The 24854-nt window shown below is 63.6% G+C and carries 22 protein-coding genes; 7 read left to right on the top strand and 15 right to left on the bottom strand.

Going from position 1 to position 24854, the window contains the following annotated elements; genetic code table 11:
- Positions 1 to 35: 35 nt before the first annotated feature.
- On the bottom strand, positions 36 to 719 hold the full coding sequence (locus tag AC4PTT_RS03780; RefSeq protein WP_236042216.1) for an IclR family transcriptional regulator: 684 nt from the start codon (positions 717 to 719) through the stop codon (positions 36 to 38).
- A 307-nt stretch (positions 720 to 1026) separates the two neighbouring features.
- Here AC4PTT_RS03780 and AC4PTT_RS03785 point away from each other — a divergent pair, with 307 nt between their 5' ends.
- Entirely contained in the window at positions 1027 to 1905 is an 879-nt protein-coding gene (locus AC4PTT_RS03785) for an SMP-30/gluconolactonase/LRE family protein (protein WP_492162128.1), read from the top strand.
- Between the two features lie 68 nt (positions 1906 to 1973).
- Here the strand turns inward: AC4PTT_RS03785 and AC4PTT_RS03790 are convergent, their stop codons facing one another.
- The 3 genes from AC4PTT_RS03790 to AC4PTT_RS03800 all read right to left on the bottom strand — a co-directional run bounded on the left by AC4PTT_RS03790 (position 1974) and on the right by AC4PTT_RS03800 (position 4974).
- Complete coding sequence (locus tag AC4PTT_RS03790) at positions 1974 to 3257, bottom strand: TRAP transporter large permease (RefSeq protein ID WP_113153208.1); 1284 nt, start codon at positions 3255 to 3257, stop codon at positions 1974 to 1976.
- 6 nt (positions 3258 to 3263) lie between these two features.
- Complete coding sequence (locus AC4PTT_RS03795; RefSeq protein WP_492162129.1) at positions 3264 to 3809, bottom strand: TRAP transporter small permease; 546 nt, start codon at positions 3807 to 3809, stop codon at positions 3264 to 3266.
- A gap of 166 nt (positions 3810 to 3975) precedes the next feature.
- The gene (locus AC4PTT_RS03800) at positions 3976 to 4974 is read right to left on the bottom strand and encodes a TRAP transporter substrate-binding protein (protein ID WP_206548367.1); all 999 of its coding nucleotides are present in this window, start codon (positions 4972 to 4974) and stop codon (positions 3976 to 3978) included.
- A 326-nt stretch (positions 4975 to 5300) separates the two neighbouring features.
- Here AC4PTT_RS03800 and AC4PTT_RS03805 point away from each other — a divergent pair, with 326 nt between their 5' ends.
- The 4 genes from AC4PTT_RS03805 to AC4PTT_RS03820 all read left to right on the top strand — a co-directional run bounded on the left by AC4PTT_RS03805 (position 5301) and on the right by AC4PTT_RS03820 (position 9023).
- A complete protein-coding gene (locus AC4PTT_RS03805) occupies positions 5301 to 6212 on the top strand; it encodes a LysR family transcriptional regulator (RefSeq protein ID WP_492162130.1) in 912 nt (303 codons plus the stop codon).
- Positions 6213 to 6249: 37 nt separating this feature from the next.
- The gene (locus tag AC4PTT_RS03810; RefSeq protein WP_492162131.1) at positions 6250 to 7845 is read left to right on the top strand and encodes a sensor histidine kinase; all 1596 of its coding nucleotides are present in this window, start codon (positions 6250 to 6252) and stop codon (positions 7843 to 7845) included.
- Positions 7842 to 8453 carry a response regulator transcription factor gene (locus AC4PTT_RS03815; protein WP_113153204.1) on the top strand — a complete coding sequence of 204 codons (612 nt, stop codon included), beginning with the start codon at positions 7842 to 7844 and terminating at the stop codon, positions 8451 to 8453. The genes AC4PTT_RS03810 and AC4PTT_RS03815 overlap by 4 nt, the downstream gene beginning before the upstream one ends.
- 87 nt (positions 8454 to 8540) lie before the next feature.
- Positions 8541 to 9023, top strand: a complete 483-nt coding sequence (locus AC4PTT_RS03820; protein WP_090328370.1) for a GlcG/HbpS family heme-binding protein — start codon at positions 8541 to 8543, stop codon at positions 9021 to 9023.
- A gap of 133 nt (positions 9024 to 9156) precedes the next feature.
- Here AC4PTT_RS03820 and AC4PTT_RS03825 read toward each other — a convergent pair whose 3' ends face one another.
- From AC4PTT_RS03825 to AC4PTT_RS03845, 5 genes are all read right to left on the bottom strand, one after another.
- A complete protein-coding gene (locus tag AC4PTT_RS03825; protein WP_206994897.1) occupies positions 9157 to 11142 on the bottom strand; it encodes a copper amine oxidase in 1986 nt (661 codons plus the stop codon).
- Positions 11143 to 11169: 27 nt separating this feature from the next.
- A complete protein-coding gene (locus tag AC4PTT_RS03830; RefSeq protein WP_492162132.1) occupies positions 11170 to 12603 on the bottom strand; it encodes an aldehyde dehydrogenase family protein in 1434 nt (477 codons plus the stop codon).
- Between the two features lie 80 nt (positions 12604 to 12683).
- Positions 12684 to 13652 (bottom strand): helix-turn-helix domain-containing protein, encoded by a 969-nt coding sequence (locus AC4PTT_RS03835; protein ID WP_492162133.1) that lies wholly within the window; start codon positions 13650 to 13652, stop codon positions 12684 to 12686.
- Positions 13653 to 13764: 112 nt separating this feature from the next.
- Positions 13765 to 15846 (bottom strand): TRAP transporter permease, encoded by a 2082-nt coding sequence (locus AC4PTT_RS03840; RefSeq protein ID WP_492162134.1) that lies wholly within the window; start codon positions 15844 to 15846, stop codon positions 13765 to 13767.
- A gap of 116 nt (positions 15847 to 15962) precedes the next feature.
- Positions 15963 to 16973 (bottom strand): TAXI family TRAP transporter solute-binding subunit, encoded by a 1011-nt coding sequence (locus AC4PTT_RS03845; RefSeq protein WP_206546160.1) that lies wholly within the window; start codon positions 16971 to 16973, stop codon positions 15963 to 15965.
- 198 nt (positions 16974 to 17171) lie between these two features.
- Here AC4PTT_RS03845 and AC4PTT_RS03850 point away from each other — a divergent pair, with 198 nt between their 5' ends.
- Entirely contained in the window at positions 17172 to 17567 is a 396-nt protein-coding gene (locus tag AC4PTT_RS03850) for a VOC family protein (RefSeq protein WP_492162135.1), read from the top strand.
- 76 nt (positions 17568 to 17643) lie between these two features.
- Here the strand turns inward: AC4PTT_RS03850 and AC4PTT_RS03855 are convergent, their stop codons facing one another.
- The 5 genes from AC4PTT_RS03855 to AC4PTT_RS03875 all read right to left on the bottom strand — a co-directional run bounded on the left by AC4PTT_RS03855 (position 17644) and on the right by AC4PTT_RS03875 (position 21804).
- Positions 17644 to 18846, bottom strand: a complete 1203-nt coding sequence (locus tag AC4PTT_RS03855) for a beta-ketoacyl-[acyl-carrier-protein] synthase family protein (protein WP_492162136.1) — start codon at positions 18844 to 18846, stop codon at positions 17644 to 17646.
- A gap of 1 nt (position 18847) precedes the next feature.
- Positions 18848 to 19147 carry a hypothetical protein gene (locus AC4PTT_RS03860; protein ID WP_492162137.1) on the bottom strand — a complete coding sequence of 100 codons (300 nt, stop codon included), beginning with the start codon at positions 19145 to 19147 and terminating at the stop codon, positions 18848 to 18850.
- Positions 19148 to 19165: 18 nt separating this feature from the next.
- Entirely contained in the window at positions 19166 to 19969 is an 804-nt protein-coding gene (locus AC4PTT_RS03865; protein ID WP_492162138.1) for an SDR family NAD(P)-dependent oxidoreductase, read from the bottom strand.
- Between the two features lie 66 nt (positions 19970 to 20035).
- Entirely contained in the window at positions 20036 to 20698 is a 663-nt protein-coding gene (locus tag AC4PTT_RS03870; RefSeq protein WP_492162139.1) for an outer membrane protein, read from the bottom strand.
- A 110-nt stretch (positions 20699 to 20808) separates the two neighbouring features.
- Positions 20809 to 21804 (bottom strand): AraC family transcriptional regulator, encoded by a 996-nt coding sequence (locus tag AC4PTT_RS03875; protein WP_206546165.1) that lies wholly within the window; start codon positions 21802 to 21804, stop codon positions 20809 to 20811.
- 352 nt (positions 21805 to 22156) lie between these two features.
- Between AC4PTT_RS03875 and AC4PTT_RS03880 the strand changes: the two genes are divergently transcribed.
- Positions 22157 to 23572, top strand: a complete 1416-nt coding sequence (locus tag AC4PTT_RS03880) for an amidohydrolase (protein ID WP_492162584.1) — start codon at positions 22157 to 22159, stop codon at positions 23570 to 23572.
- 70 nt (positions 23573 to 23642) lie between these two features.
- On the opposite strand, the gene AC4PTT_RS03885 is transcribed toward AC4PTT_RS03880, so the two are convergent.
- Complete coding sequence (locus tag AC4PTT_RS03885) at positions 23643 to 24854, bottom strand: aminotransferase class V-fold PLP-dependent enzyme (RefSeq protein ID WP_492162140.1); 1212 nt, start codon at positions 24852 to 24854, stop codon at positions 23643 to 23645.

Consider the following 24854-nt stretch of genomic DNA (forward strand, 5'->3'; position numbering starts at 1 on the left):
AGGCGTGTCCGCCTGACGCAGACACGGATGCCGTTTCAGGAATCTTCCAGATAGCGCACACCGAGTGTCGAGCATTTGCGCTGGATCAGCTCGACGGCCGCCAGAAGATCCTTGACCGCCGCTGTCGTGTCCTGGCTGGCGCTCGATCCGGTGGGAATGGCAAGTTCCAGCGCCAGAACGGCATTGCTGAGATGAAGCGGCGCGCCGAGCAAAAGCAGATCGCATTCGGGAAGCGGCGTCCGGAAGCACCCTGATGCACAGAAGAACGCAAAGCTCTCTTCGAGCGCCCTGGTTTCGACCTCGTTGTAGCCGCGCTCTGCAATCGGTTCGTCTGCTGCATTGTGCATGGTGAAGAGCAGGGCGTGTCCGCCCGCCGTGAATGGCAGGGGGTATGTCGAGCCCACATGGCATTCATGGGCATTCTGGCGGGTCGGGCCGCTGCAGGTGACCAGAAGAAGGGCTTCGTCACGGTCCGCCACCACGAGCGTTCCGATTCCGTCATGCTGGTCGGCAAGCGCCTGAAGAACGGGGCGGGCGATGTCGGTGACGGGCGTATCGCCAAGAAATTTCTCTGAAAGGGTTCCAGCCATTCTGCCTGGCTGGAAGCGTTTGGCGAACCGCGCGGGTTCGACAAAACCGTGCATTTCCAGCGTTTTCAGAAGTTTGGCGGTCGTGTCGCTTCTCAGGGAAAGGCTCTGTGCCAATTCCTCACTGGTCATCGGGCCTTCGTCGGAGAGACGACGAACCAATTCCAGACCGTTCTGCAATGCGACTGTGCTGCTATTCCCGTCTTCTATCCGTGCTTTCACCGTATGCTTCGCCTTGATGTAGGGCCCCCACGCCTTTTTATGCGAAAGATCGCCGGTATATCAATATGTTGAGGGCTTCTGACGGTGTGCCAGGCGGCATTCTCTCCAAAATGTGATCAAGGCTGGGTCAGGACTCCTTCCGGTGCATTCCGCTTGAAGGCGATCCGGTGGCAGCGCTATGTCTGCGCTGAGGGGCATATGGGCAAAGGAGGGGCATTTGACCGGAACGGTTTGGGAGCGGCTTGAAGGTTTCCGCTGCACGCTGGGCGAGGGGCCGACTTATGACCGGCACACGGATACGGTCTGGTGGTTCGACATACCCGGCAGGGTGTTGTTTGAGCATTGCTTTACAGGCGGCGTAACGCGCCGGCATGGCTTGCCCGAACTCTCCAGCGCGCTCGCGCGGATAGACAGCGAGCGGCAATTGCTGGTGACGGAGAGCGGTCTTTACCTGCGCAGCATCGCCGATGGCAGTCTCAGCCTGCACATGCCGCTGGAGGCAGATCAGCCGCAGACCCGCTCGAACGATGCCCGCGTGCATCCGTCAGGCGCCTTCTGGATCGGCACGATGGGCAAGGACGAGAAGGAAGGCGCAGGCTCGATCTACTGGTATCGCAAGGGCGCGCTGCGCCGCCTCTTTTCAGGCATCACGGTCAGCAACGCGATCTGCTTTTCGCCGGATGGCCGCCTGGGTTATTTCACGGACACGCCGACCCGGCAGATCATGCAGGTCGTGCTCGACGCCGGGACCGGTCTGCCCATTGGCGCGCCAACGCCATTCGGCGCACCTTTCGAGGACGGCATGCCCGATGGCGCGGTGGTGGATGCGCAGGGCAATCTCTTGGTGGCGTGCTGGGGAGGGCACGGGGTGCAGGTCTACGCGCCAGATGGCGCATTTCTTCGCAAGATCGCGCTGCCGGCCGCACTGACCACCTGCCCGGCCTTTGTCGGGCCTGAGGCGGAGCGCCTTCTCGTGACATCGGCCTCGGTGAACATCGACCCTGAAAGCCCCGGCGCGGATGCGGCCGGGGGCGTGTTTCTTGTCGATCTGGGTATGCCGACGGGCAAGTTTGAACCCGACGTTCTGATCGGCTGACGCTGGTCTGACCGGCTGACGCCAGCGGGGGCTAATGTCAGAGCATTCCCGCTTTTCCTGGGATTGCTTTAGTAGCCGCTGAGGCTTGGCAGCCAGGTCGACAGCGCCGGGATGAAGGTCAGCGATAGCAACACGATCAGATGCACGATCAGGAAGGGCGGCATCTCGCGGATCATGTCGCTGACCCGGATCTTCACCGCTGACGACACGACGAACAGCAACGCCCCGACCGGGGGCGTCAAAAGCCCCAGCGTCAGGTTGACGATCACCACGATGGCGAAGTGGATGGGGTCGATGCCCAGCGAATAGGCGATGGGGCTGAGGATCGGCACGAGGATCATGACGCCCGGAAGCGGGTCCATGAACAGGCCGAAAGCCAGGAGCAGCACGTTGACCGCCAGCAGGAACACGATGGGGCTGAGGTCCCATGCCACGATGGTGGCCGCGATGCTCTGCGGGATGCCCTCGATGATGATGATCCAGGCGAAAGCGCGGGCCGCTGCCAGGATGAGCAGAATGGCGACGGTGACGAGCGCGGAGCGATAGATGATGTCCGGCAGGTCTCGAATCCGCAGCGAGCGGTAGACGAACATGCCGCACAGAAGGGCGTAGAACACGGCCACAACCGAGGCTTCGGTGGGCGTGAACATGCCGCTGCGAATGCCGCCGATGATCAGCACGATCAGGAAGATTGCGGGCAGTGCCTGAAAGCTGGTGCGCAGCATCTCGCGCGCGGAGGGGCGCGGGGCGCTGCTCTTGAAGCCACGCTTGCGGCAGACATACCAGTTGGTCGCGGCCATCGCGAGCGAGATCACGACGCCGGGAATGAGGCCCGCCATGAACAGGGCGATCACGGAAACCCGCTCGTCCTGCATGGCGTAGAGGATCATGATGATCGATGGCGGGATGATGGGGCCGACCACCGAGGCCGACGCCGTGAGGGCGCTGGCATAGGACTTGTCGTACCCGTCCTTCTCCATCATGCGGATCATCATTGCGCCGGGGCCGGCGGCATCGGCGAGCGCGGAGCCGGAGATGCCGGCGAACATGGTGGACGACACCACATTGGCGTAGCCCAGCCCGCCACGCAGATGGCCGACAAACTGCGAGGCGAAGCGCAGCAGGATCTGCGTCATCGCGCCGCTCGACATCAGCTCGGCCGCCAGAATGAAGAACGGCACCGCCATGAGCGGGAAACTGTCCAGCCCCGAGAACATCTCCTTGACGATGACGATCTGCGGATAGGTGCTGCCGAGGCTGATCGCGGCCCAGACGGCAAGCGCCAGCGCGAAGGCCACCGGCATGCCGATGATGAGAAGGAGGAAGAAGGATGCAAAGAGGATCAGCGCCACGGCCGTCTAGTCCCGGTTGGCTGCGATATGGGTGTCACCGCTCTCGGCGAGCGCGGCGGATGGGGTGTCGGTCTCGATGTCGACAAACCGGTTTTCCATCACGAAGGAGCGCGCGACCAGAAGCAGATGCACGATGAGCAGGCTGAAGCCGATCGGCATCGCGGCGTAGATGTAACGGAAGGAAACGCGGGTTGCCGGCGTGAGCTGAAAACGGGCGCGCTCCATGTAGTTCAGGCCCATCCAGATCATGAGCGAGAAGAAGGCCAGAAGCAGAAGCAGGATGAGGATGCGCAGCGCGCGCTGGCCATACTTGCCGAGCATTTCCTGAAAATTGCTGATCGCCACATGGCCACCGGTGCGCAGGGCAAGGCCGGCGCCGATGAAGGTCATCCAGATCATCAGGTAGCGGGCGACTTCCTCGGACCATGTGATCGAGAAATTCGTCAGGTAGCGCAGCGAAACATTGGCGAAGACGATGACCGCCATGGCGCCGAGAAGCAGCACCAGCGCCCACTTGTTGAGGGCAACAAAATATCGCTCGAACGTTTTCACCGATCTTCCCCGCCTGGCGGCCGGTTGCGCCGCAGCCCGTTGAACGGGCTTTGTTTAGCCCATCCCCACGAGCGGTGGGAACCGTCTGGCCCGAAAAATTACATTCTGAAACAGAATTCGGACGGCGACCACGGGGCCGCCGTCCGGACGTGATGGCGCGAAGCGCTTATTTCGTCGCGATGATCTGGTCGATCAGCGCCTTGTCATACTGTTCGTAGTACTGCTCATAGGCAGGCTGGACGGCCTGCTGGAAGGCGGCCTTCTGCTCGGCGGTGAGTTCGCCGACATCCATGCCTTCTTCCTTGAGCTGTGCGACGCCGGAGGTCTCGACATTGTCGACAAAGGCGCGCATCGCCTTTGCGGCTTCGGTCGCACCCGTCTGGAACGCCTGCTTGTCTTCGTCAGACATGCCTTCCCAGAGCTGCTTGGAGACGAGCAGCATGGCCGGCGAATAAACGTGGCCGGAGAGCGTCAGATACTTCTGGACCTCGGAGAGGTTGGTCGACGTGATGACGGAGAGCGGGTTCTCCTGGCCGTCGATCGTGCCCTGCTGGAGGGAGCTGATGACTTCCGGCCATGCCATTGGGGTCGGCGCTGCGCCGAGCGTCTCGAAGGCGGTGATGTGGATCGGGTTTTCCATCGTGCGCAGCTTCAGGCCGGCGACGTCTTCGGGCTTGCCGATCGTGTTGCGGTTGTTGGTGATGTGGCGGAAGCCCTGCTCGCCCCATGCAAGCGCAACCAGGCCGACATCATCGAACTTGGCCAGGATGTTCTGGCCGATCTCGCCATCGAGCACGTCGCGTGCGTGGTTGAGATCACGGAACAGGAAGGGGATGTCAAACACGCCGGTCTCAGGCACGAAGTTGCTGAGCGTGCCGGAGGAGACGATGGTGGCTTCGATCGTGCCGATCTGCAGGCCTTCGATCACTTCGCGCTCACCGCCGAGGCCGGAGGAGGGGAAGTGACGGAAGGAATAGCGGCCATCGGTCTTGGCTTCGACTTCTTCCTGCCATTTGTCGGCGGCGACGCCGTAATGCGAGTTCGGCGCAAGCGCGTAACCGAGCTTGATTTCCTGCTGAGCCTGCGCGGACTGCGCACCAGCCAAAATGCCCAGTGCCGCAGCGAACGCTGCCGCAGACGCAAGATTTCTTGCGAAAAGTTTCATCACTCTCTCCCTTTATGGAATTTCATTGCGATTGTTTTCTCCCATTCGCCCAAAGGATCGGGCGTGTCAAACCCATTCGGTCCCCAATTATTCAATCTGACACTGTTCGCCGGGGCGGCGGGATTTGCGGAAATGGCCATGTCCCCCTTGCGATTATCCGCGCCGCTGCATCGCCGAACCGAGCGCCGGCGGCGCTGTTCCGGGACCCGTCCTCAAGCGCCGTTTCAGGCGATGCGCCACCATCCGGGCAGAGGCTATGGGTGTTTGTGTGATATGAGAAATATATATATCGTATTGAATTAAGTTGCTTTGCAGATGAGAAGCGCATGGACATCCGCCAGATACGGCACTTTGTCAGCGTTGCCGAGGAACTGCATTTCGGTCGTGCCGCAGAACGTCTCGGCATGACCCAGCCACCTCTCAGCCAGAGCATTCAGGCGCTGGAGGCGGAGCTCGGCCTGCCGCTGTTCGAGCGCACGAGGCGCAGCGTGGCGCTGACGCCCGTGGCGCGCGAGTGGCTGCCGCATGCGCGGCGTGTGCTGGAGGAGGCCGGCGATTTGCCGCAGGTGGCGCAGCGTCTGTCGCGCGGCGAAATCGGCACGGTGCGGCTCTCCTTCATCAGTTTCGTCAGCTACAGTTTCCTGCCGGAGCTGGTCAGCCGCTTCAAGGCGCGGTTTCCCGAGGTGGAGCTGGTTCTGAGCGAGGCCACGAGCGATGTGCAGATCGCCGAACTGCTCGACGGCATGCTGGATGCCGGCATCGTCATCACCCCGCCGCGCGGTGCGCTGCATTCGCCCCTGCGCTACCGCCCGGTTGAGAAGGACAGGCTGGTGGTCGCCGTGCCGGAGGAATGGGTGATCTCCGGTCGCGTGCGGCCCCGTGGCGGCAAGCTTGACTTTGCAGCCCTGCGCGACCTTCCGGTCATTCTCTTTCCCCGGCATGGCGCGCCGGTGCTGCACGATCTCGTGACCCGCTATTATGCGGAGCGGGGCGCTGCGCCGCTTCCGGGGCAGCAGGCCATGCAGATGCAGACCATCATCAATCTGGTCTCCGGCGGGCTTGGCGTCGCCTTCGTGCCGAGCACGATGCGGCGAATGGTGCGACCGGGTGTTGCCTATTTCCGGCTTGCCGGCGTGCAGCCGGAAATCGAGATCGGTTTTGCGTGGCGTGAGGCCGGGACCGGCGCGGCGCTGCAGCATCTGGCGGACATCGTGGCCGAGATGTTTCCGGCACAATGAGCTTGCAAAAGCCCCGCCCTTCCTCAAGATCGCGCGCATGAAACAGAATTCTTCCGACAATCGCATGGGCCCTGGGGGCCCTGGGGGCTTTCGGGGCTTCGGCCGACCGGTCTGGTTCGTTGCCGCGTGGTTCGTGCTGGCGCTCGCAACCATTGCCGCGATTGCCGCCAATGAGCGCTGGCGGCTGCTCTCGGAACTCGATGATGAGAGTGCGGCGCTGCATCGCCTTGCTTCGCAGCGGGCCGGTCAGCACGACGCGCACATGACGGCGCTCTCGGCGGTGGCGCTTGCCGGCGGTGAAAGCGGGTTCGATCTCTTTCTCGATGTGGCCAATGCGCTCCGCCGGTTCTATCCACGCATTGAGGCTGTCGATCTCGTGCCCGTGGATGAGGACGGCAAAGGCGTGACGACACGCGGCTCAGCCGATGCGGCGGTCGATGCGGCGATCCGCGCAGCGGTTCAGGCAACCGATGGATCGCTGGTTCTGGGACCAATGCCCGGCGGTGTGCCGGGGCACTATCTTCTGGTCAAGCGCAGCCCGAACAACGATGCGGCGATCTATGGTCTGGGTCTTGAGATCGACGCGCAGGGACTTCTGGAGAGTGATCGCGACTTTTGGCAGACCGCTTCGGCAAGCCAGTCGCTCGTCTTTCCCGATGGGGGGCTTCTGATTGGCGATGAAATCGTCGGGCCACCCGCTTTCGAGAGAACGCTGGGCAGCGCCTCGCAGCCGCTTGTGCTGCGCACGGCAGTCACCCAGCACATGGCGGCGCTGTTCCCCATGTCGAAGATCGTTCCGGCGCTGATCGTGATGTCGGTGCTGTTCCTGGCCGGTCTGGCGCTGTGGCAGCAATGGGCCGGGCGCATGCAGGCGGAACGTGCAGCGAAGCTCAGCGCGCGCGAGACGCGGCTGGCCCATGCGTCGCGGGTCAATTCGCTGGGCGAGATGGCAAGCGGCATCGCCCATGAGCTGACCCAGCCGCTCACCGCCATTCTGACACAGGCGCAGGCGGGCCGCCGCCTGCTTGCCAAGGGCGATACGCAGGCCGTGGCGTCCGTGCTGGACGAACTTGTCGCGCAGGCACGGCGCGGCGCGGACATTCTCTCGCATCTGCGCCAGTGGATCCGTCCGCCGCGCGGTGAGACCGGCATGACCGACCTGAACGCGGCCATCGGCGGCGTTGAGGCGCTCCTTGCGCCCGAGGCGCGCAAGCGTTCGGTGAAGCTGAAGCTGGACCTTGCCGATGAGGCGCTGGCCGTGCGCGCCGACCGGACGGAGCTCGAACAGGTGATTTTCAATCTCGTGCGCAACGCCTTTGAGGCGCTGGAAGAAACGCGGGACGGGCAGGTGAGCGTCACAAGCCGCCGCGAGGCGGGGCTCGCCATTCTGGACGTGTATGACAATGGGCCGGGCGTGGATGAAGCGCTGGCGGGGCAGGTGTTCGAGCCTTTCGTGACCGGCAAGGAGCAGGGCACCGGGCTTGGCCTCTCGCTCTCGCAACGCATCGTCGAGCGCATGAATGGCGAGATCGAGCTATTGCCCTCGCAAGGAGGCGCCCGCTTTCAGGTGCGCCTCCCTCTGGCGAGCCAACGGCACGAGATCAAGCACGATGACGGGAGGGTTTCGGCATGAGTGGCAGGCCGGTCTATCTGGTGGATGACGACGAAGCCGTGCGCCGCGCTCTGGTGCTGCTTTTGAGCACGGTCGACGTCGACGTGAAATCGTTTCCCGACCCCGAAAGTTTTCTGGCCGCGCTCGGCAAGCTGCCGCCCGGCTGTCTGATCTTCGACATTCGCATGCCCGTGATCTCGGGCCTGAAGCTTCAGGAGCGCCTGATCGCGCAGGGCATAGACTGGCCGACCGTGGTGATCAGCGGCCATGGTGATATCGAGGCCTGCCGCCGGGCTTTCCGCAATGGCGCGGTGGATTTTCTGAGCAAGCCCGTCGATGAGCAGGATCTGATCGACGCCATCCAGAAGGCGCAGGACATGCTGGACCGCTCTGAGCGGGAAGCGGCCGAACACGCCGAAACGGCGGATCTTCTGGCGAGCCTGACGGGCCGTGAAAGCGAGGTTCTGGAGCGCATTGCCGGCGGCTTCACCACCAAGGAGATTGCCGCTTCCATGGCCGTTTCGCCACGCACGGTGGAAAGCCATCGCGCTTCCATCGGCGCAAAGCTCGGCACGACATCGGCGGCGGAAATGACGCGGCTCTGGCTGCAGGCGAACAGGCATCCGTAGAACTACGGAGCCCCCCGCCAGCGCTACCGATGCGGTGGAGCGGGGCAGCTTGCTAGAAACGGATCATCCAAACCCAAGGAGTTCCCGATGATCCGTTCGATTGTTCTTTCCGCCTCGCTTCTGGCCGCGACCGCCGTTTCGGCTCAGGACCTGCCCACCGCTCCCTACCTGCCGCTCGACATGGCGCAGAAGGCTGCTCAGGCTGCACTCGACGCCTGTGCGGCTGAAGGTTACGCGGTGAGCGTTGCCGTGGTGGAGCGCAGCGGCGCAACCAAGGTTCTCGTGAAAGCCGACAATTCCGGCCCGCACACGACCGGCAGCAGCGTCGGCAAGGCCTTCACCTCCGCAAGCCTTGGCCGCGACACGGCTGGTCTGGCCAACTTCATCGGTGAGAACCCGCAGAATGACGGCCTGCGCGACATGGATTCCCGTCTGGTGATCCAGGCCGGTGGTCTGCCGGTGCGCATCGGTGGCGCTCTGGTGGCGGGCATCGGTGTCGGCGGCGCGCCTTCGGGCGACATTGACGCCACCTGCGCCCGCGCCGGTCTCGACGCAATCGGCGCCGAATAATCACCCCTACGGGTTGAACAGAAGAGGCGCGGCCTTTCGGTCGCGCCTCTCTTCGTTTCTGCCATCTGGTTTATTGATGGAGCATCGGAATGATCCGAAAACCGGACTCCATTTTTCGGTCCGATGCTCTGGCCTATTCGGGCAGTCGCACGGTGAGCGCCGGATTGTGCGGGAAGAAGTTGTAGGGCTTCAGCGTGATGCCCTTCCACATGGTCGACATGACCGGCCAGTCCTCCATCTGCGGCACATGATGGAACCCCATCGTGTACCAGGTCACGATGTCGGTGTTGTCGATGCTGCGGTCCTGCTTCACCCACTCGGCGAGCGTGTCCGACCCGTCGCTCTGGAAAGCGTATTCGCCGCCGGCATAGCGTTCGTTTGCCGCATAGGGCGTGTTCCAGAACGTGTAGTCGATATAGGCGTTGCGCTTTGCGGGCGGATCGTTCTCCGTGTCCAGCGGGCTGTAGGCGACGCTGTTCTGCGGCAGGATCATGTAGCCCGGCGCATGGCCGACGCCGATTTTCCGGCCCATGTTCATGATGTGATACATGGCCGGCGTTGCCGGGTTCACGCGATAGCGCGCTTCCATTTCGGTCTTCGGCATTGTCGCCTCGGTCACCCACATGGAGCGGCGCGGCACGCCATCGGGCATGTCGCCCTTCACGAGGCCGGTGCGCATGAAGACATTGTCCTGACCGTCAATATCGAAATCGAGCCGGAAGTTGAAGAAGTGGTCGTGATTGGGCGCGACCAGATTGGGCACGATCAGCGTGCCGTAGCGGGTTTCCTGTTCGGCGGTTGCGTCCTCCATGGAGGTGGAGGCAACGCCCTTCACCGCATCGAGGCCGGTTGCGCCGACCATCACGCGGATGCGCCCGTTCTGCTCGAACACATAGTCGATGAGGTAGTCGTAATTGCCCACCTGTGAGGCGGAACGCACCACCAGCTCGCTTGCCGGGCGGCCTTCCGCCGGCACGGACTGTTCCTCGCTCTGGGCGAAGATCTCGTAATGCCGCCAGGCGGGGTCGCCGATATTGCGTTCGAAGATGCATAACGCATCCGGAATTTCGATCGGGTTGCCCAGATCGTCATGCACGGTGGCGGGCAGGAAGCGCGCATAGGCGGGGCAGTCCACGCCCGCGCGCAGCGGGCTCAGGAAGATGCCGAAACCATATTCGCCGCTGTCCATATAGGTGCGCCAGTACCAGCCTTCGTCCGGGTCCATATAAGGCACGAAGACTTCCGACAGATGGGCCTGATAGAGCACAGAGCGCCAGTCGTCGCGGTCATTGACCTCGATGTTGGACAGAACCACGCCGGGGCGCTTGTCGACGCGCCAGCGGAAGCGCCAGATGTCCCAGTTCACCATGCTGCCGTCGATGGTGAAATTGGGATCGCCTTCCTGGCGAAGCGTGGCGGGATTGCTTTCGGGCCGCAGCGCGCCCGTGCGCGCCTCGACCTCATCTTCCATGTAACCCCAGGCATCCTGCGGCACCGGCACGACGCCATTGTCGATCACCTCGACCACGGATTTGCCGGCGAGATCGACCACGGCATAGAGCCCTTCGATGGGCTTGGCATAGAAGTTGGAGCCGGTCGGATTGACGTAGCAGGGCACCTTCATCAGGCGTTGACCGGCTTCCGCCTCCCTGTCGAACGAGCCGGCCGTGAGCGGCAGGCAGAACACGTCGCCGGGCTCCAGATCGCGCTTTGCGAGGGCGGCGACGAAGTTTTCGTCGGAAAGGGCCAGATCCATGGCCCCGATGAATTCTTCCAGAAGCACCATGTGCTGGCCGCCAATGGCGCCGAAATCACTGATTTCTCCGGAAACGAGATTGACCTCGGCCTTGTAGGTCTCGTCGCCCGAGATGACATGGACGGTGGCGGCGCGTGGGCCTTCATCGCCTTCTTTCCAGGCAAGCACTTCGGCCTTTTCCGGTTCTTTCAGCTCGATCAGCGGAAAGCGGGCCTCGTCGGAAATCCGGTCATCGGATTTCATGATGGTGACGACCTCGGCGATCTCCTCTTTCGACAGGCCGTCCAGTGGGTGAGCCAGAGCGCCGCCGCATAAGACGGTGAGCGCCATGGCCGCGCAGGTGGCGGATAAGTGTCTCTTCATCGTGTCTCCTCCTCTTGAACCGTGCCGTTACATGATCAGGGTCTGGCCGACGGTGTTCTCCATCAGCCCTGCCTCGGCGAACTGCACGCCGACGCCGGATTGCTTGATGCCGCCAAAGGGGGCGTTGGGCTGGATCATGCCGTGCTTGTTGATCCACGCGATGCCGCATTCGAGTTGCAGCGCCAGCGCCTTGGCGCGTTCGGTGTCCTGCGACCAGACGGAGCCGCCAAGCCCGTTCGGATTGTCGTTGGCCCGCGCAATCACGGCCTCCACATCCGTGTAGCGGATGACCGGCAGGACCGGGCCGAACTGCTCTTCATCGACAAGGCGCATGCCGTGTTCGGCATCGGCGACGATGGTGGCGGGATAGAAATAGCCCGGCCCGCCGGAGGGCGCGCCGCCAGTGAGAATGCGCGCGCCGGAAGCCCTTGCCTCCTCGACCAGCTCTTTCACGCGCTCGAACTGCATGACGTTCTGCACCGGGCCGAGCGCGACGCCATCCTGCCGTCCGTCGCCCATGGGAATGGCGGCGGCCAGCGCCGAGAGCGCATCGCAGACGGCGTCATAGATGCTGTCATGCACATAGAGCCGCTTGATGCAGGCGCAGGTCTGGCCGTTGTTGAGGAACGCGCCCCAGAAAAGCCCTTCGGCGACGGCCTGCGGATCGACATCGGGCAGCACGATGGCTGCATCATTGCCGCCGAGTTCCAGCGTCAGGCGTTTTACCGTTTCGGCAGCCGAGGCCATGATCTTGCGGCCGGTGCCGGTGGAGCCAGTGAACACCATCTTGTCGATGCCGGGATGGGCGGACATGGCCGCGCCGATTTCATCTGCGCCACACACGATGTTGACCACGCCGGCCGGCAGCACCTGATTGATGATCTCGACGAAGCGGATCGTGGCGAGCGGTGTGTTGGGCGAGGGCTTGATGACCACGCAATTGCCGGCGCGCACGGCGGGAATGATGTGCCAGGCGGCGATCAGCACGGGGAAGTTCCACGGTGTGATGGAGCCAACCACGCCGATGGGCTTGCGGTGCACCTCCACGCGGCCCTCATTGTTGTCCTGCAGGACGGAGACCGGCAGTTCGAGGCCTGCCGTGTGCCGGGTCCATGCGGCGGCAGCCCCGATTTCCCATTGCGAGCCGAAACCGCCAATGGGCTTGCCCTGCTCAGCCGTCAGAAGGGGCGCAAGCTCCGGGATCGCCTGTTCGAGCCGGTCTGCGATCTTCAGGCAGGCTGCCTGACGGTCCGCATCGCTGGCAGCCGCCCATGCGGGAAAGGCTGCGCGGGCGGCGTCCACCGCCGCTTCGAGATCCTCAACCGTGCCAAGCGGCATCTGGCCGACCGGTGTTCCGGTTGCCGGATCAAGCACGGGCTGGCTTCCCGCGGTTGGCGCGGGGCGGCCATCGATGATGTTCTGGAACGCATCTGCGCCTGTGGCTGTCGCGGTGTCTGCCATCGTCTTCCTCCTCCGATAGCGCCGCCTTTCAGGCGGCATCAATCGGGCATAGTGGAAGCGGGCTGGCCACCGGTCTTGGACTATTGCGTCACGCTTTTGGCCGATGGCGTCGCCGCATGAAGGCGGTATTCGCCGGGCGGCACCCGGTAGCGGGCGCGGAACTGGCGGTTGAAATAGGACAGGTCGTTGAAGCCCGCGTCGAAAGCGATCGTCGAGATGCGGTCCGAGGTTCCCGCCGTCTCCTGCGCCATCAGCCGCTGGCACACATAGTCGAGCCGCGCGCCGATGAGACATTCCGACAGGGAGGAGCCGGCGGCCTGAAACCGGCGCTGCAGGGCGCGCAGGCTGACGCCCATGGCGGCTGCGACGTCTGCCGGCGTGCATTCGGGATCGCGGAAACGCTGCCGGATATAAGCCCGCGCCTTGGCCATGAGCAACTCGTTGCTGGTTTCCGGGGATGGCAGGTCGCCTGCCTCCATGCCGCAGAGATAGGCCCCCATAAGGTTGAAGAAGGCCTCGCCGATGAAATGCTGCTGCGCGGCAGCTCCCTCGCCATCGACGATGCGGTCGATGGTGGCGCGCAGCGCCATGCCGATATCGGTGGAGCCGGGGATCGGACAGCCACCCAGCGCGCAGGTGCCGAAGCGATGGGCGAATTCGGCGCGGTTGAGGTGCACGGAATATTGCAGGCTGCCGCTGTCGCCATAGAGGAAGCGGGAGGGATAGGCGGAATCGATCATGATGAAGTCGCCGGGCGCAAGCCGTACATCGGCATCGCCCTGACGCATCACCGAATGGCCCGCCTTCTGCAGAACCAGAAACAGGTGCTCGGCGGAATCCTGCCTGATGCAGCGCCAGTCGCGGTTGATCCGGGCAGCACTGTTGCGCACCACGGCAACCGCCAGCGCCTGACGCTGTTTCAGTGTGATGATGCCGCGCATGTCCCGTGCGCCGTCCGGCGGCGAAACCAGGAACTGCCCGCAAACATTGCGTACGCCAGCCTGGAAGGCGTCCAGCGGCGCCAGGCTGTTCGTCTCGTCAGACGGCATGTTTCTCCTCCCGCCGTTGCCTGCCATCGCATTGCGGGCAGGAAGCGGCGGGAGAAGCGTAGTCAGCTTTCAGCGGCTCGGCAAGGTGGGGTCTGCACCGCCCCTGCCGTCCTCAGTTTTCCGCCGTGACGGCGTCTGCCTTGCGCGCCGAGAACTGGCGGACGAAAACCGGCGCGGCGATGATGGCGCCGGCCAGCGTGGCGTAGAGATCGGGTGCCACGAACAGGATGGCGGAGAGCGCGAGCAGCAGCCGCTCATAGACGCGCAGCGGTGCAAACAACCAGCTTGAGAACGCCGCCGACAGCATCCAGATGCCGAGCATCGCGCCGATGGTCGCCAGGAAGAACTCGTTCCAGGTGAAGCTGTCGGTGACGAGCAGCATGGAGGGCGAGAAGACGAAGACGAACGGCACCAGCGCCTTGCCCATGCCGAGCCGGAAGGCGGTGTTGCCGGCCTTGAAGGCGTTGGCCCCGGCAATGCCGGCTGCCGCATAGGCCGCCAGCGCCACCGGCGGGGTGATGTCTGCCAGAACGCCGAAATAGAACACGAAGAAATGCGCCACGATGGGCTCGACGCCGAGCAGGCTCAGAATGGGGGCCGCGACGGCGATCATGATCAGATAGTTCGCCGTGGTGGGGATGCCGCAGCCCATCAGAACGCAGACAATTGCGGTCATGATCAGGGTGAAGAGCAGGGTGAGCGTGCTCACGCTGAAGAGCTCGAACGGCAGGAAGGCGAGACTGTCGGCCACGCTCTGCGCCCAGCCGGCGGCAACGGATGTGACCATATAGGCGATCTTGAAGCCGACGCCGGTGAGCGTGACCACGCCGATGATGACGCCGACAAGGGCCGCGGCCGCCGTGACGGAGAGCGAGTATTTCGCACCGACAACGAACCCGTCCCACGTTTCGCGCACGCTTTCGCGGATCGCGGTCTTGATGTCGTGGCGGATGAAATTCTGGATGACGAGCACCAGAAGACAGGCGGAGATGCCCCAGAAGGCGGCGAGATAGGGCGTTTTGCCCGACAGGAGAATGGCCACCAGCACGAAGAGCGGCAGCGTGGTGAGCCAGCCAGCCTTGAAGACGGTCCAGGCGACGGGCAGCTCATCCCTGGTGAGGCCGCGCAGGCCGCGACGGCGGGCTTCCAGATGCACCTGCACCAGAACGCCGAAGAAGTGCATGAAGGCGGGCACGAGGGCAGCGGTCAGAATGGTGGTGAGCGGCACGCCCAGATATTCGATCATCAGGAAGGCGACGGCGCCCATGACCGGCGGGGTGATCTGACCGCCGGTGGAGCTTGCCGCTTCCACGGCGGCTGCGAAATGGCGCGGATAGCCGATGCGGATCATCGCCGGGATCGTCAGCGAGCCGGTGGTCACCGTGTTGGCGATGGACGAGCCGGAGATCGAGCCGAGCATGGCGGAAGAAAGCACAGACACCTTGGCCGGGCCACCGGAATAGCGTCCGGCAAGGGCCGAGGCGAGGTCGATGAAGAGCTGGCCGAGGCCGATGCGCGTCGCAAGAACGCCAAACAGCACGAAGTGGAACACATAGGTGGAGATGACGCCCAGCGCGGTTCCGTAAATGCCCTGGCTCGTCAGGTAGAGATGGTTGACGATGTTGCTCCAGCTCGCGCCCGGATGCGCCAGAATGCCGGGCATGGACTGGCCGAAATAGGCATAGGCGATGAAGAGCAGGGCGATGACCGGCAGGGGCCAGCCCATGGCGCGGCGCGTGGCCTCAAGCAGCACGACGATAAGCACCGTGCCCATGAACACGTCGATGGGCAGAGGATCGCCGACACGGAAGGCGAGATCGTTGAAGATCCAAGGCACATAGAGCGCCGCCACCGCGCCCGCAATGGCGAGAACCCAGTCGATGACCGGCATGCCGAGCGGGTAGAGCAGGCCCTTACGCGGCTCGCGCGGCTGGTTCCAGGCGGCGAAGAAAACGAAGATCAGCGCCAGCGTGAAGGCCAGATGCACGCCGCGATGCGTGGTCGCCTGCGGAATGCCGAAACCGGCCGTGTAATAGTGATAGCAGGAGAGGACGAACAGCGCGCCGCCGGCGATCCAGCCGAGCAGTTCGGGCAGGGGTCTGAAACGGACTTCCGGATCATAGCGCTCTTCGAGCGCCTTCATCTGCTCTTCGGTCAGCGCTTCCGCGCGTTCGGATTCAGATGGATGGGCCATCCTGCAAAGCCTCTCTGGAAATCACGTTTGGTGCGCGCGTCGACGCCTGAAAAGACGGACCCGGCCCGTGGTGACAGGCCGAGTCCGTTTGCGTTGGCGATGCTTGCCGGCAGGGCTTAGTCGCCCAGCACACCCGCTTCGCGGTAGAACTTCTCGGCGCCCGGATGCAGCGGGATGCCGACGCCGTCAAGCGCGGTGTCGAGCGTGATCTGGCGGCCCTTCAGGTGGCCGGCGTCCAGAAGCTTGCGGCTGTTGTCATTCCACAGCGCCTTGGTGATCTCGTAGACCATCTCTTCGGGCTGGTCTGCGCTGGTGATCCACTGTGCGCCGACGGAAAGCGTGGTGACGTCTTCACCCACGCCCTCATAGGTGCCGGCGGGAACCGTGTTGGCGGCAAAGAAGCCATGCTCGCCCGTCACCTTGGCTGCTTCGTCGCCGGAGATGGAGACGAGCGTGATGTCGTGCTGGCTGGCGAGCTCGGCAATGGCGCCGGCCGGGAAACCGCCAACGAAGAAGAAGGCGTCCATTGCGCCGTCGCGCATGCGCTCGGCAGCCTGGTCGGGCTTCAGGTAATGCGCTTCCACGTCCTTCTCGGTAAGGCCGTAGGCATCGAGAATGATGCGGGCGTCAACCAGCGTGCCGGAGCCTGGCTCGTCGAGGGAGACGCGCTTGCCTGCCAGGTCATCGACGCTGTCGATGCCGCTGGACGCGCTGGCGACCAGGTGGATCGTCTCGGGATAAAGATTGGCGATGGCGCGCAGTTTTTCGACCGGATCACGCTCTTCCCAGATGCCCGTGCCGCTGTGCGCCCAGGTGGCGACATCCGACTGCGAGAAACCGGATTCCAGCGAACCGCCGGCAATGGCGTTCACATTGGCAACCGAACCATTGGCCGAAAGGGCGGTGGCGATCAGGCCGGGAACACCGCAGGAGCCGCCTTCCTCACAGGGGCGCGAGCCGGGCGGATTGGAGATGGCGTTGGCGATGAGGCCGCCGATCGGATAGTAGGTGCCGGCCGTGCCGCCGGTGCCGATGCGGAAAAACTGCGGCTGCTGGGCAAGCGCCACACCGCTCGCGGCGATGCCGCACAAGACTGCTCCAATAATCGCAAAACGCCGTCTGTTCACGGAAACCTCCCAAGAGATAAAAACAAGTAACGTAACGTGAGCTAGCATTCCTGCCGGTCAGCATCAATCTTTCAAGTGAGATGGTGGCAAGATACCATCACATTTATGCCTCAACTCTGTTATTCGGGTGCCTCGACAACGGAAAAACGGGCGCCCGGCAGATTAGCCAGCGCCGCTTGAAACGCTATTGGAGGCATCTTGGCCAAGTGCATTCACACCATGATCCGCGTTCTGGACGAGGCAAAGTCGGTCGCTTTCTACAAGGAAGCGTTCGGCCTTAAGATTGCGGACCGTCTCGATTTCGACAGCTTCACGCTGGTCTATCTGAGCAATGCGGAGACCGGCTTCGAGGTCGAGCTCACCATCAACAAGGACCAGACCGAGCCCTATGATCTGGGCAATGGTTATGGGCATCTGGCGGTTGTCGTCGATGATATCGATGCCGAGCACGCCCGTTTCAGGGCGGCCGGTCTTGCGCCGCGCGACATTGTCGCTTTCGAGCGCGAGGGCACGCTTCTGGCGCGCTTCTTCTTTGTGCAGGACCCGGACGGCTACAAGATCGAAGTGCTGCAGAAGCACGGCCGCTTCCATTAACTGCCAGAGAAATTCCGGCAGAACCGGCAACCGGTTTTGCGTCCGGAGTTTCTCGAGATCAGGGAAATGGAACGTTTCAGGCCCGTCGCACGACGAGGCTTGCATTGATGCCACCGAAGGCGAAGGAGTTGCAGAGCGCAGCTCCCATCGCCGCCGGACGGCGTTCATTGGGCACGGGGTCGAGCGGAATTTTCGGATCGGCCCCGAGCCAGTTGATCGTGGGGGGCGCGATCTGATCGCGCAGGGCGGCGACGGTGACGATCAGTTCGATTGCGCCAGCCGCGCCGATGCAGTGCCCGTGAACGGGTTTGGTGGATGAGACAGGCAGGTCTTGAAGGCGTGCGCCGAACACGGTGCGCAGCGCCTTGGCTTCCGCAAGATCATTGTAGACCGTGCCCGTTCCATGGGCGTTCACATAACCGATGGCGTCGGGCGCAAGGTTGGCCGATTGCAGCGCCAGCTGCATGGCGCGGGCCGCGCCATCGGCATCGGGGCGCAGCATGTCGCGCGCATCGCTGGTGGTTCCATATCCGGCGAGCAGGGAGAGCGTTTCAGCGCCGCGCGCCCGCGCGCTTTCTTCAGCCTCAAGCACGAGAATGGCTGCGCCTTCGCCCAGCACCATGCCGTCGCGGCGACGGGAAAAGGGGCGTGAAGCGACGGGTGTGAGAACGTGCAGCATTTCCCATGCGCGGAAAACGGCGGGCGTGAGCATGGCCTCCGATCCACCGACGATGACCCGGTCCAGCGCACCGGAACGGACTAGCTCGAAGCCGAGGCCGATGGCCTGGGCCGATGAAGCGCAGGCGGTGGAGATGGTCAGTGCGGGGCCGGTCATGCCGTATTTCATCGAAAGAAGCGAGGCGGCGGCATTGGGCATGACCTTGGGCACGCTCATCGGCTCGGCGTCCACATCCTTCACATAGAATGCGCGGGCGTTGCGATCCGTGCTGACAGCGCCGCCCGCACCAGTGCCCAGCACAATGCCGCAGCGCTGGCCGAAGGCTTCGCCCGGCAGGTTCGCCTGACCGAACGCTTCCCGTGCCGCCAGAAGCGCCATGGCTGCAAAGCGGTCCGTGGTCGTGTTGGTGTGTTCCGCGATGCGCGCGTCCGTCGCCTCATCCAGCGCCGCAGCGATGTTGACGCGCGCCTTTTCCCGCCCCGGCAGATCGACGGTGCGAACGGCGGAGCGCCCGGCCGCTGCCGCGTTCCACAGCGTGTCCGCACCAATGCCCGCCGCCGTGACGGCGCCCATGCCGGTGATGGCAACCCGCCTTGTCATGTCAGCCGGCTTCGCTTGCGGCGGGTTCCGCCAGCGCCTGATGCTCCATGATCCGGCTGGTGAGGAGGCCAAGCAGCTGGTCGAGCGTTTCGACATCGGCGAAATCGCTGTCGACGGCGACATAGAGGTCGAAAGTTCCCTCGATGCTCATCAGCACGAGAACGAGATCGTGCGAGGCGATGCCGATCGTGTCGAGTGTGGCTTCGGGAATGAGGCGCTCCGGCGCGATCTCGCCCTCGCGGGCGATGATCCGTGTCAGTTCTGCCCTGATGGCGGTGCCTGTGTGCGGTGGTTTGCTCATGGTGCCTCGCGGGTCGTCTCAGCCAAGACTGTCTCTGCCCCAGATCACGCCGCCATCGGCCACAATGTCGGAGCCGGTGACGAAGGCGGATGCATCGGAAGCCAAGAAAAGCACGATCTCGGCGATGTCGCCGGGCTGGCCGAGATGCGGCAGCGCCTGACGGGAGACGAACACCTTGCCCAGCCCCTGCACGAAGCGCGCGCCGCGCGCCTCGCTTCCGGGAATGGCGGCGGCGTGAATGTCCGTCGACACAAAGCCCGGCGAGATCGAGTTCACGCGGATGCCATCCTTGCCGAATTCCGCCGCTGCGCAGCGCGTGAGATGCTGGAGCGCGGCCTTGCTGACCGAATAGGCGACGGATGATGCGCCGACACGGTGCCCGGCGATGGAGGCCATGTTGACGATGCTGCCGCCGGCCGGGCGCATCAGCGACGCAAGCGCGGACATGGTGAGCCATGGCGCGCGCAGATGGACGGCAAGCGTCTGATCCAGCGCCTCTGGCGTGGTGTCTTCGACGCCTTGCGGGCTGCCTAGGCTGCCCGCATTGTTGACGAGGATGTCCAGCCTCTCGAAACGCTCGCGCACCGCTTTGGCGATGTGGTCGGCATGGTCGGGGGAAGCGGCGTCTGCGCGCAGAAAGGTTCCGCCCATGCGCTCCTGCGCCTGCCGGCCGCGGTCGGCATCGGTGCCGGTGAACAGCACGCTGGCCCCCGCCTCAAGCATGCGTTCGACCACAATGGCTCCGATGCCGCGCGTGCCGCCGGTGACGACGGCAAATTTGCCGTCGAGGTCGGCGAAGCTCGTCTTGTTGTCCGGCTTCATTCTGGTGCGGGCCGGCTTGGGTATGCGTGTGGTTCCTGTGTGTGCATTGCGCGCGTCGAAGCCTGTTCAGAACTGATAGTTCAGGCCAATCGTGACGTTGGGCGCGTTTTCTTTGTAGCCCGAGGGGCAGGAAAACCCGCCGGTGCAGAAATCGTAATCCTTCTCATTGGAGAAGCTGTAGACGAAACGACCGTCGAGCGACCAGTTGTCGGCAAACATGTATTCGACGCCCGCGCCCACAACGCCGCTGAGATGCGTTGCGCTGGAAGACGTGCCCACGGGGTCTGTGACCTTGACCCGCGCGACGCCGAGGCCGACCAGGCCATAGGGCATCCACTGGCCATAGGCGCGGCCGATCTTCACGCCGGTATAGGCGGCCCAGCGCGGATCGACGTCATAGGTGCCGAAGATCGGCACGTCTGCGTCTTCCTGAGGCTTGAGAAGCGGGACATTGGCGAAGACGCCGAGCACCCAGTTCTGGTCGACGGCAAAATTATAGCCGACTTCCACACCGCCAACCGCACCGCTCAGGTCCAGATCGTCGCCGCAAATGCCGTTGCAATAGGTGTTCTCGATATTGCCCCAGTGATAGCCCAGCCATGCGCCGGCATAGAAACCCTGCCACTTCTCGGCTGGCGCTTCACCCGCCGAGGGAAAGGTGTCGGCGGCGTGGACACTGGTTGCGCCGACGGCGAGCAAAAGCGCGGTCGCGATGGTCAGTCGTTTCATGTAACCCCCCGGGACCCCCCTTGAACATTTTCCGGAGCCTTATCAAAAAACGGCCATGCAGGGTGTCTCACGGCTGTGCGCAGGGTCTCAAACGGCACAAATGAACCGGCTTATCTGTCGGTTTCCTGATGGCGCTCCCGGAAATCCGAGGGGGTGAGGCCAGTGGCGGCGCGAAACGCGCGGGCGAAGGCGGCGGCGTCGGCATAGCCGCAGCCATGGGCGATCTGCTTTACCGGCGTGTCGGGGCGATTGACGAGCTGTGTCGATGCAAGCTCGATGCGGGCGTTTCTGATGGCATCGCCAACGGCCCGCCCATTGGCCGCGAAGACGCGGTAAAGGCGGGCCCGTGAGCAGCCAATCGCGTCGGCGATTGCGGCTGCGGTGAGGTCGAGCTGGCTGGTTCTGGCGCGGATGTGGCGCAGCGCAGCGGTGAAGATCGCGCTGTCATGGGGCCTGTCCGGCTCCGCGTCCAGCGCGTCGCGTGTCCGGGAGAGTGCGCCTAGCGCGAGATCGGTGGCGACTTTCAGCGCCAGTTCGGCAGAGCGCCTGTCCATCCCGTCGCCCTCGCGGGCAATCATCTGCAAATGGGCTTCCAGAATGCGCGACAGGCCGTTTTGCGGAAGAAAAGCGAGGCCGTCTTTCAGGACGCCCGTTTCCTCTCCGGCAATGGCGGCAACCATGTCGCGCGGCAGCGTCATCCAGAGCGTTGCGTGTCCGTAGCTCTTCGTCCGAAAGGGTCTTGTGCCGTCCAGCGCGAGAAGTCCCGACGCGGCATCGACCACATGTCGGCGGTCGCCGGAGAGTTCAAGCTCGGCGCGGCCCGAAAGCGTGAGGTTGAGCAGCACGAAATCGCTTTCCGGCCTGGCGAAACGGGCATGGGTGTTGTCATTCGCGCCGAAGCCGAAAACGCATCCGTCCGGCGCCTGATAACGCATCAGCCTGGCCTTGAACTGGCGAATGCGGCTCTTGTCCGAAATGTCGAGTTCGATAAGGGGAAACAGGCTGCGCCAGAATTCGAAGCGCTGGTCGGGTCTCTGATCGAGGGTGGAGACGCTCGCAAAGGCGCTGCCGGGTGGTTGGTCGCCGGTTTCCTGCTCCCCTGTCATGCGCGCTCCCCCTGTCGGTAGTGTTGCTTGAAGCCGACTACCTTGTTTCCCCTAGGAAAGGTGGAGGAGAGGCGGGTGTCAAGGTCGCGGATTTCGCATGGTTTCCGGGGTTTTTTGATCTGTCTTTCTGTTTACGCGTTTATAGGAAACATTTGAAGAAGACCTGGATTTTCACGGTTTATGGCCCTTGTTGAAAATAGAGACGCCGCCGTTTTTAAAGATCGTCTGTCGAAAAATACAAATTGTGCTTCCTCATGGTTCCGATCCGCTGCTAGCTTGCTTTGCCAATTAATAAAACTACGAGGATGCAATGAGATTGTCGGTTACGTATGCGTTGGCTGCGGCCTTGGCTATGGCGAGTGCGCCGCAGGCTCTGGCTGCGCCGCTTACGGAGGAACAGCGTGCGGAACTGGCCGGGCTGGTGCAGGACTACAGCCCGCGCATGAACGAGATCGCGACCCGGATGTGGGCCAATCCCGAGCTGGGATATCTCGAGGAGGAGACCTCCGGTCTGCTGATCGCGGAGCTGGAAGAAGCCGGCTTCGAAGTGGAGCGCAATGTCGGTGGCATTCCGACGGCTTTCATTGCCCGCAGCGGGTCGAAGAGCGGTCCGGTGATCGCCATTCTGGCGGAGATGGATGCACTGCCGGGCATGTCGCAGGCGGCGGTGCCGCACGAGGAAGCGGCCGAGGGCGTTGAAAGCGGGCATGCCTGCGGCCATCACCTGTTCGGCGCGGGCTCGGTTGCAGCCGCCATCGCCGTTTCCAAATGGCTCAAGGAAAACGGTGTCGAAGGCCAGGTCCGGCTCTACGGTACACCGGCTGAGGAGGGCGGTTCGGGCAAGGTCTACATGGTGCGCGACGGCCTGTTTGACGATGTCGACGTGACGCTGCACTGGCATCCCTCCAGCACCAACCGCGCAGGGCAGGGCCGTTCGCTCGCCAATGTCAGCGCCAAGATCCGTTTCGAGGGCGAGTCCGCCCATGCGGCCATGTATCCCGAGCGGGGTCGTTCCGCACTCGACGGTGTCGAGGCCATGCATCACATGATCAACATGATGCGCGAGCACGTGCCGCAGGAAACCCGCATCCACTATGTGATCACCAATGGCGGCCCGGCCCCGAACGTGGTTCCGAATTCGGCGGAAAGCTATCTCTATGTGCGCCATCCCGATCCGGCCGTCGTGGCCGACGTGTTCGAGCGCATTCAGAAGGCTGCCGAAGGCGCAGCGCTTGGAACGGGCACGGAGTTCTCCGTCGAGCGTGTCGGCGGCGTCTATTCGGTTCTCCCCAATGACGTGCTCGGCAAGCTGATGGATCGCAATCTGCGCGCTGCCGCTCCGATCGCGTGGGACGCGGAGGAAACCGACTTCGCCACGAAGCTCCAGACCACGCTGCGCAAGAAGCCGGCCCTGAGCTCGGTGGCGGATGTGCAGGACTATTCCTTCGGCGGTCAGGGCTATTATTCCACCGATGTGGGCGATGTGAGCTGGGTTTCGCCGACCGTAGGCCTTGGAACGGCAACCTGGGTGCCGGGAACGGCCACGCATAGCTGGCAGGCCGTTGCGGCGGGTGGCATGTCCATCGGCCACAAGGGCACGCGCCTTGCCGCCGAAACGCTGGCGACGGCGGCGGCTGAACTGTTCCAGTCGCCCGACGTGATCGAGGCTGCGAAGGTCGAGTTCGAAAACGCGCGTGGCGAAGAATTCAGCTATTCGGCCCTGATCGGCGACCGCGAGCCGCCGCTGGATTACCGTCTGTCCAACTGATCGCCGGACCAATGCGTCGGCCCCACCCCCTCATGTGGGGCCGACGCGCCGGGCAACCTGAAAGACCGGCTCAGGAGAGCCAGTTGAGATAGGGATCGACGCCGCCATTGCGGGCCGCGTGATAATCGTCCGCCCGTTCTTCCAGCTTTCCGGCCTCCGCGCAGACCTTTCCCAGAATTTCGGCAGCCAGTTCGGCCTGTCCCGGCTTCAGATTGCACGGATCGAGCTGGAAATAACCAAGCTCCACCTCGTGATTGCGCACGATGAGACGCGGTTCCTGCTCGCCCAGCGCGCGGGCGACTGTCGCTGCGCTCGCGCCAAGCTTTCGCGCATCGACATTGACCTGAAGGCGCTCCAGCGGGTTCCCCGTGGGGTCCGGCACGATCACCGGGTCGATGCCGGGGAAGGCGGAGAGCGTTTTCTGCCAGAGCTCCAGCGCGGCGCGCTCCTGCCTGCGGATGCCCTCATGATCGCGCTTCTGCCATTGTCTCAGAGCGGCAATGGCGCCGGCGATGCTTTCCTTGCCGACCTTCATGCCACGCCCGATGCCCATGTTCTGAAGATAGGCGGCGCGCACCAGATCGCGCCGGCCCGCAATGAGGCCGGATGTGGGGCCGCCGAGGAATTTGTGGCCGGAATAGATCACGATGTCCGCACCCTGATCGATGAACCCGGTGAGGTCGTATTCCGAAGCGGCGTCTACGATGACGGGAACATTGGCGCGGTGGCAGATTTCCGCAAAGCGGGCGAACGGGATCTGCCCGTAATGGACCACATGGTGCGACACCACATAGAGGGCTGCCGCCGTCTTTTCATTAAGCGCGCTTTCAAGCTGGTAGTCCATCACATGGGTCGACTGGCCGACGGGCCGCACGGTTGCGCCGGTCAGGTCCACGGCCTGCGAGACGGGTGCGCCATAGCCGCACAGATGACCAAGCTGAACGACCACTTCGTTCTTCTCGCCGGGATCTTTTGGCAGAGCCTCCACGCGGCCCGGGTTCAGGCCGGTCATGCTGGCGGCAATTGCAAGCGAGATGCCCGCACTTGCCGATGCCGTAACGCAGCCGGCTTCCGCGCCCGTCAGGTCGCAGATGGCGCGGCTGGCATGCGCCTGCAACTCATGCATGTTGACGAATTCGCCCATGATGGCCGCCGTCTCGTCCTGCACGGCGGGGCTCGTGATCGAGCCGCCCAGGCTCGTCATGGTTCCCGATACATTGATCAGCCGGGAGCAATTGTGGGTGTCGTGCCAGGACCACATGCCGTCTGTCTCGCCTGCCAT

The sequence above is a fragment of the Nitratireductor sp. WH36-1 genome (assembly GCF_058725515.1).

Excerpts from the sequence above, each read along its gene's own strand:
- AC4PTT_RS03815 (WP_113153204.1), top strand. The coding sequence starts at position 7,842 with ATGAGTGGCAGGCCGGTCTATCTGGTGGATGACGACGAAGCCGTGCGC.
- AC4PTT_RS03820 (WP_090328370.1), top strand. The coding sequence starts at position 8,541 with ATGATCCGTTCGATTGTTCTTTCCGCCTCGCTTCTGGCCGCGACCGCC.
- AC4PTT_RS03805 (WP_492162130.1), top strand. The coding sequence starts at position 5,301 with ATGGACATCCGCCAGATACGGCACTTTGTCAGCGTTGCCGAGGAACTG.
- AC4PTT_RS03885 (WP_492162140.1), bottom strand. The coding sequence starts at position 24,854 with ATGGCAGGCGAGACAGACGGCATGTGGTCCTGGCACGACACCCACAAT.
- AC4PTT_RS03870 (WP_492162139.1), bottom strand. The coding sequence starts at position 20,698 with ATGAAACGACTGACCATCGCGACCGCGCTTTTGCTCGCCGTCGGCGCA.
- AC4PTT_RS03780 (WP_236042216.1), bottom strand. The coding sequence starts at position 719 with ATGACCAGTGAGGAATTGGCACAGAGCCTTTCCCTGAGAAGCGACACG.
- AC4PTT_RS03835 (WP_492162133.1), bottom strand. The coding sequence starts at position 13,652 with ATGCCGTCTGACGAGACGAACAGCCTGGCGCCGCTGGACGCCTTCCAG.
- AC4PTT_RS03880 (WP_492162584.1), top strand. The coding sequence starts at position 22,157 with ATGGCGAGTGCGCCGCAGGCTCTGGCTGCGCCGCTTACGGAGGAACAG.
- AC4PTT_RS03825 (WP_206994897.1), bottom strand. The coding sequence starts at position 11,142 with ATGAAGAGACACTTATCCGCCACCTGCGCGGCCATGGCGCTCACCGTC.
- AC4PTT_RS03830 (WP_492162132.1), bottom strand. The coding sequence starts at position 12,603 with ATGGCAGACACCGCGACAGCCACAGGCGCAGATGCGTTCCAGAACATC.
- AC4PTT_RS03875 (WP_206546165.1), bottom strand. The coding sequence starts at position 21,804 with ATGACAGGGGAGCAGGAAACCGGCGACCAACCACCCGGCAGCGCCTTT.
- AC4PTT_RS03855 (WP_492162136.1), bottom strand. The coding sequence starts at position 18,846 with ATGACAAGGCGGGTTGCCATCACCGGCATGGGCGCCGTCACGGCGGCG.
- AC4PTT_RS03810 (WP_492162131.1), top strand. The coding sequence starts at position 6,250 with ATGAAACAGAATTCTTCCGACAATCGCATGGGCCCTGGGGGCCCTGGG.
- AC4PTT_RS03800 (WP_206548367.1), bottom strand. The coding sequence starts at position 4,974 with ATGAAACTTTTCGCAAGAAATCTTGCGTCTGCGGCAGCGTTCGCTGCG.
- AC4PTT_RS03865 (WP_492162138.1), bottom strand. The coding sequence starts at position 19,969 with ATGAAGCCGGACAACAAGACGAGCTTCGCCGACCTCGACGGCAAATTT.
- AC4PTT_RS03840 (WP_492162134.1), bottom strand. The coding sequence starts at position 15,846 with ATGGCCCATCCATCTGAATCCGAACGCGCGGAAGCGCTGACCGAAGAG.
- AC4PTT_RS03860 (WP_492162137.1), bottom strand. The coding sequence starts at position 19,147 with ATGAGCAAACCACCGCACACAGGCACCGCCATCAGGGCAGAACTGACA.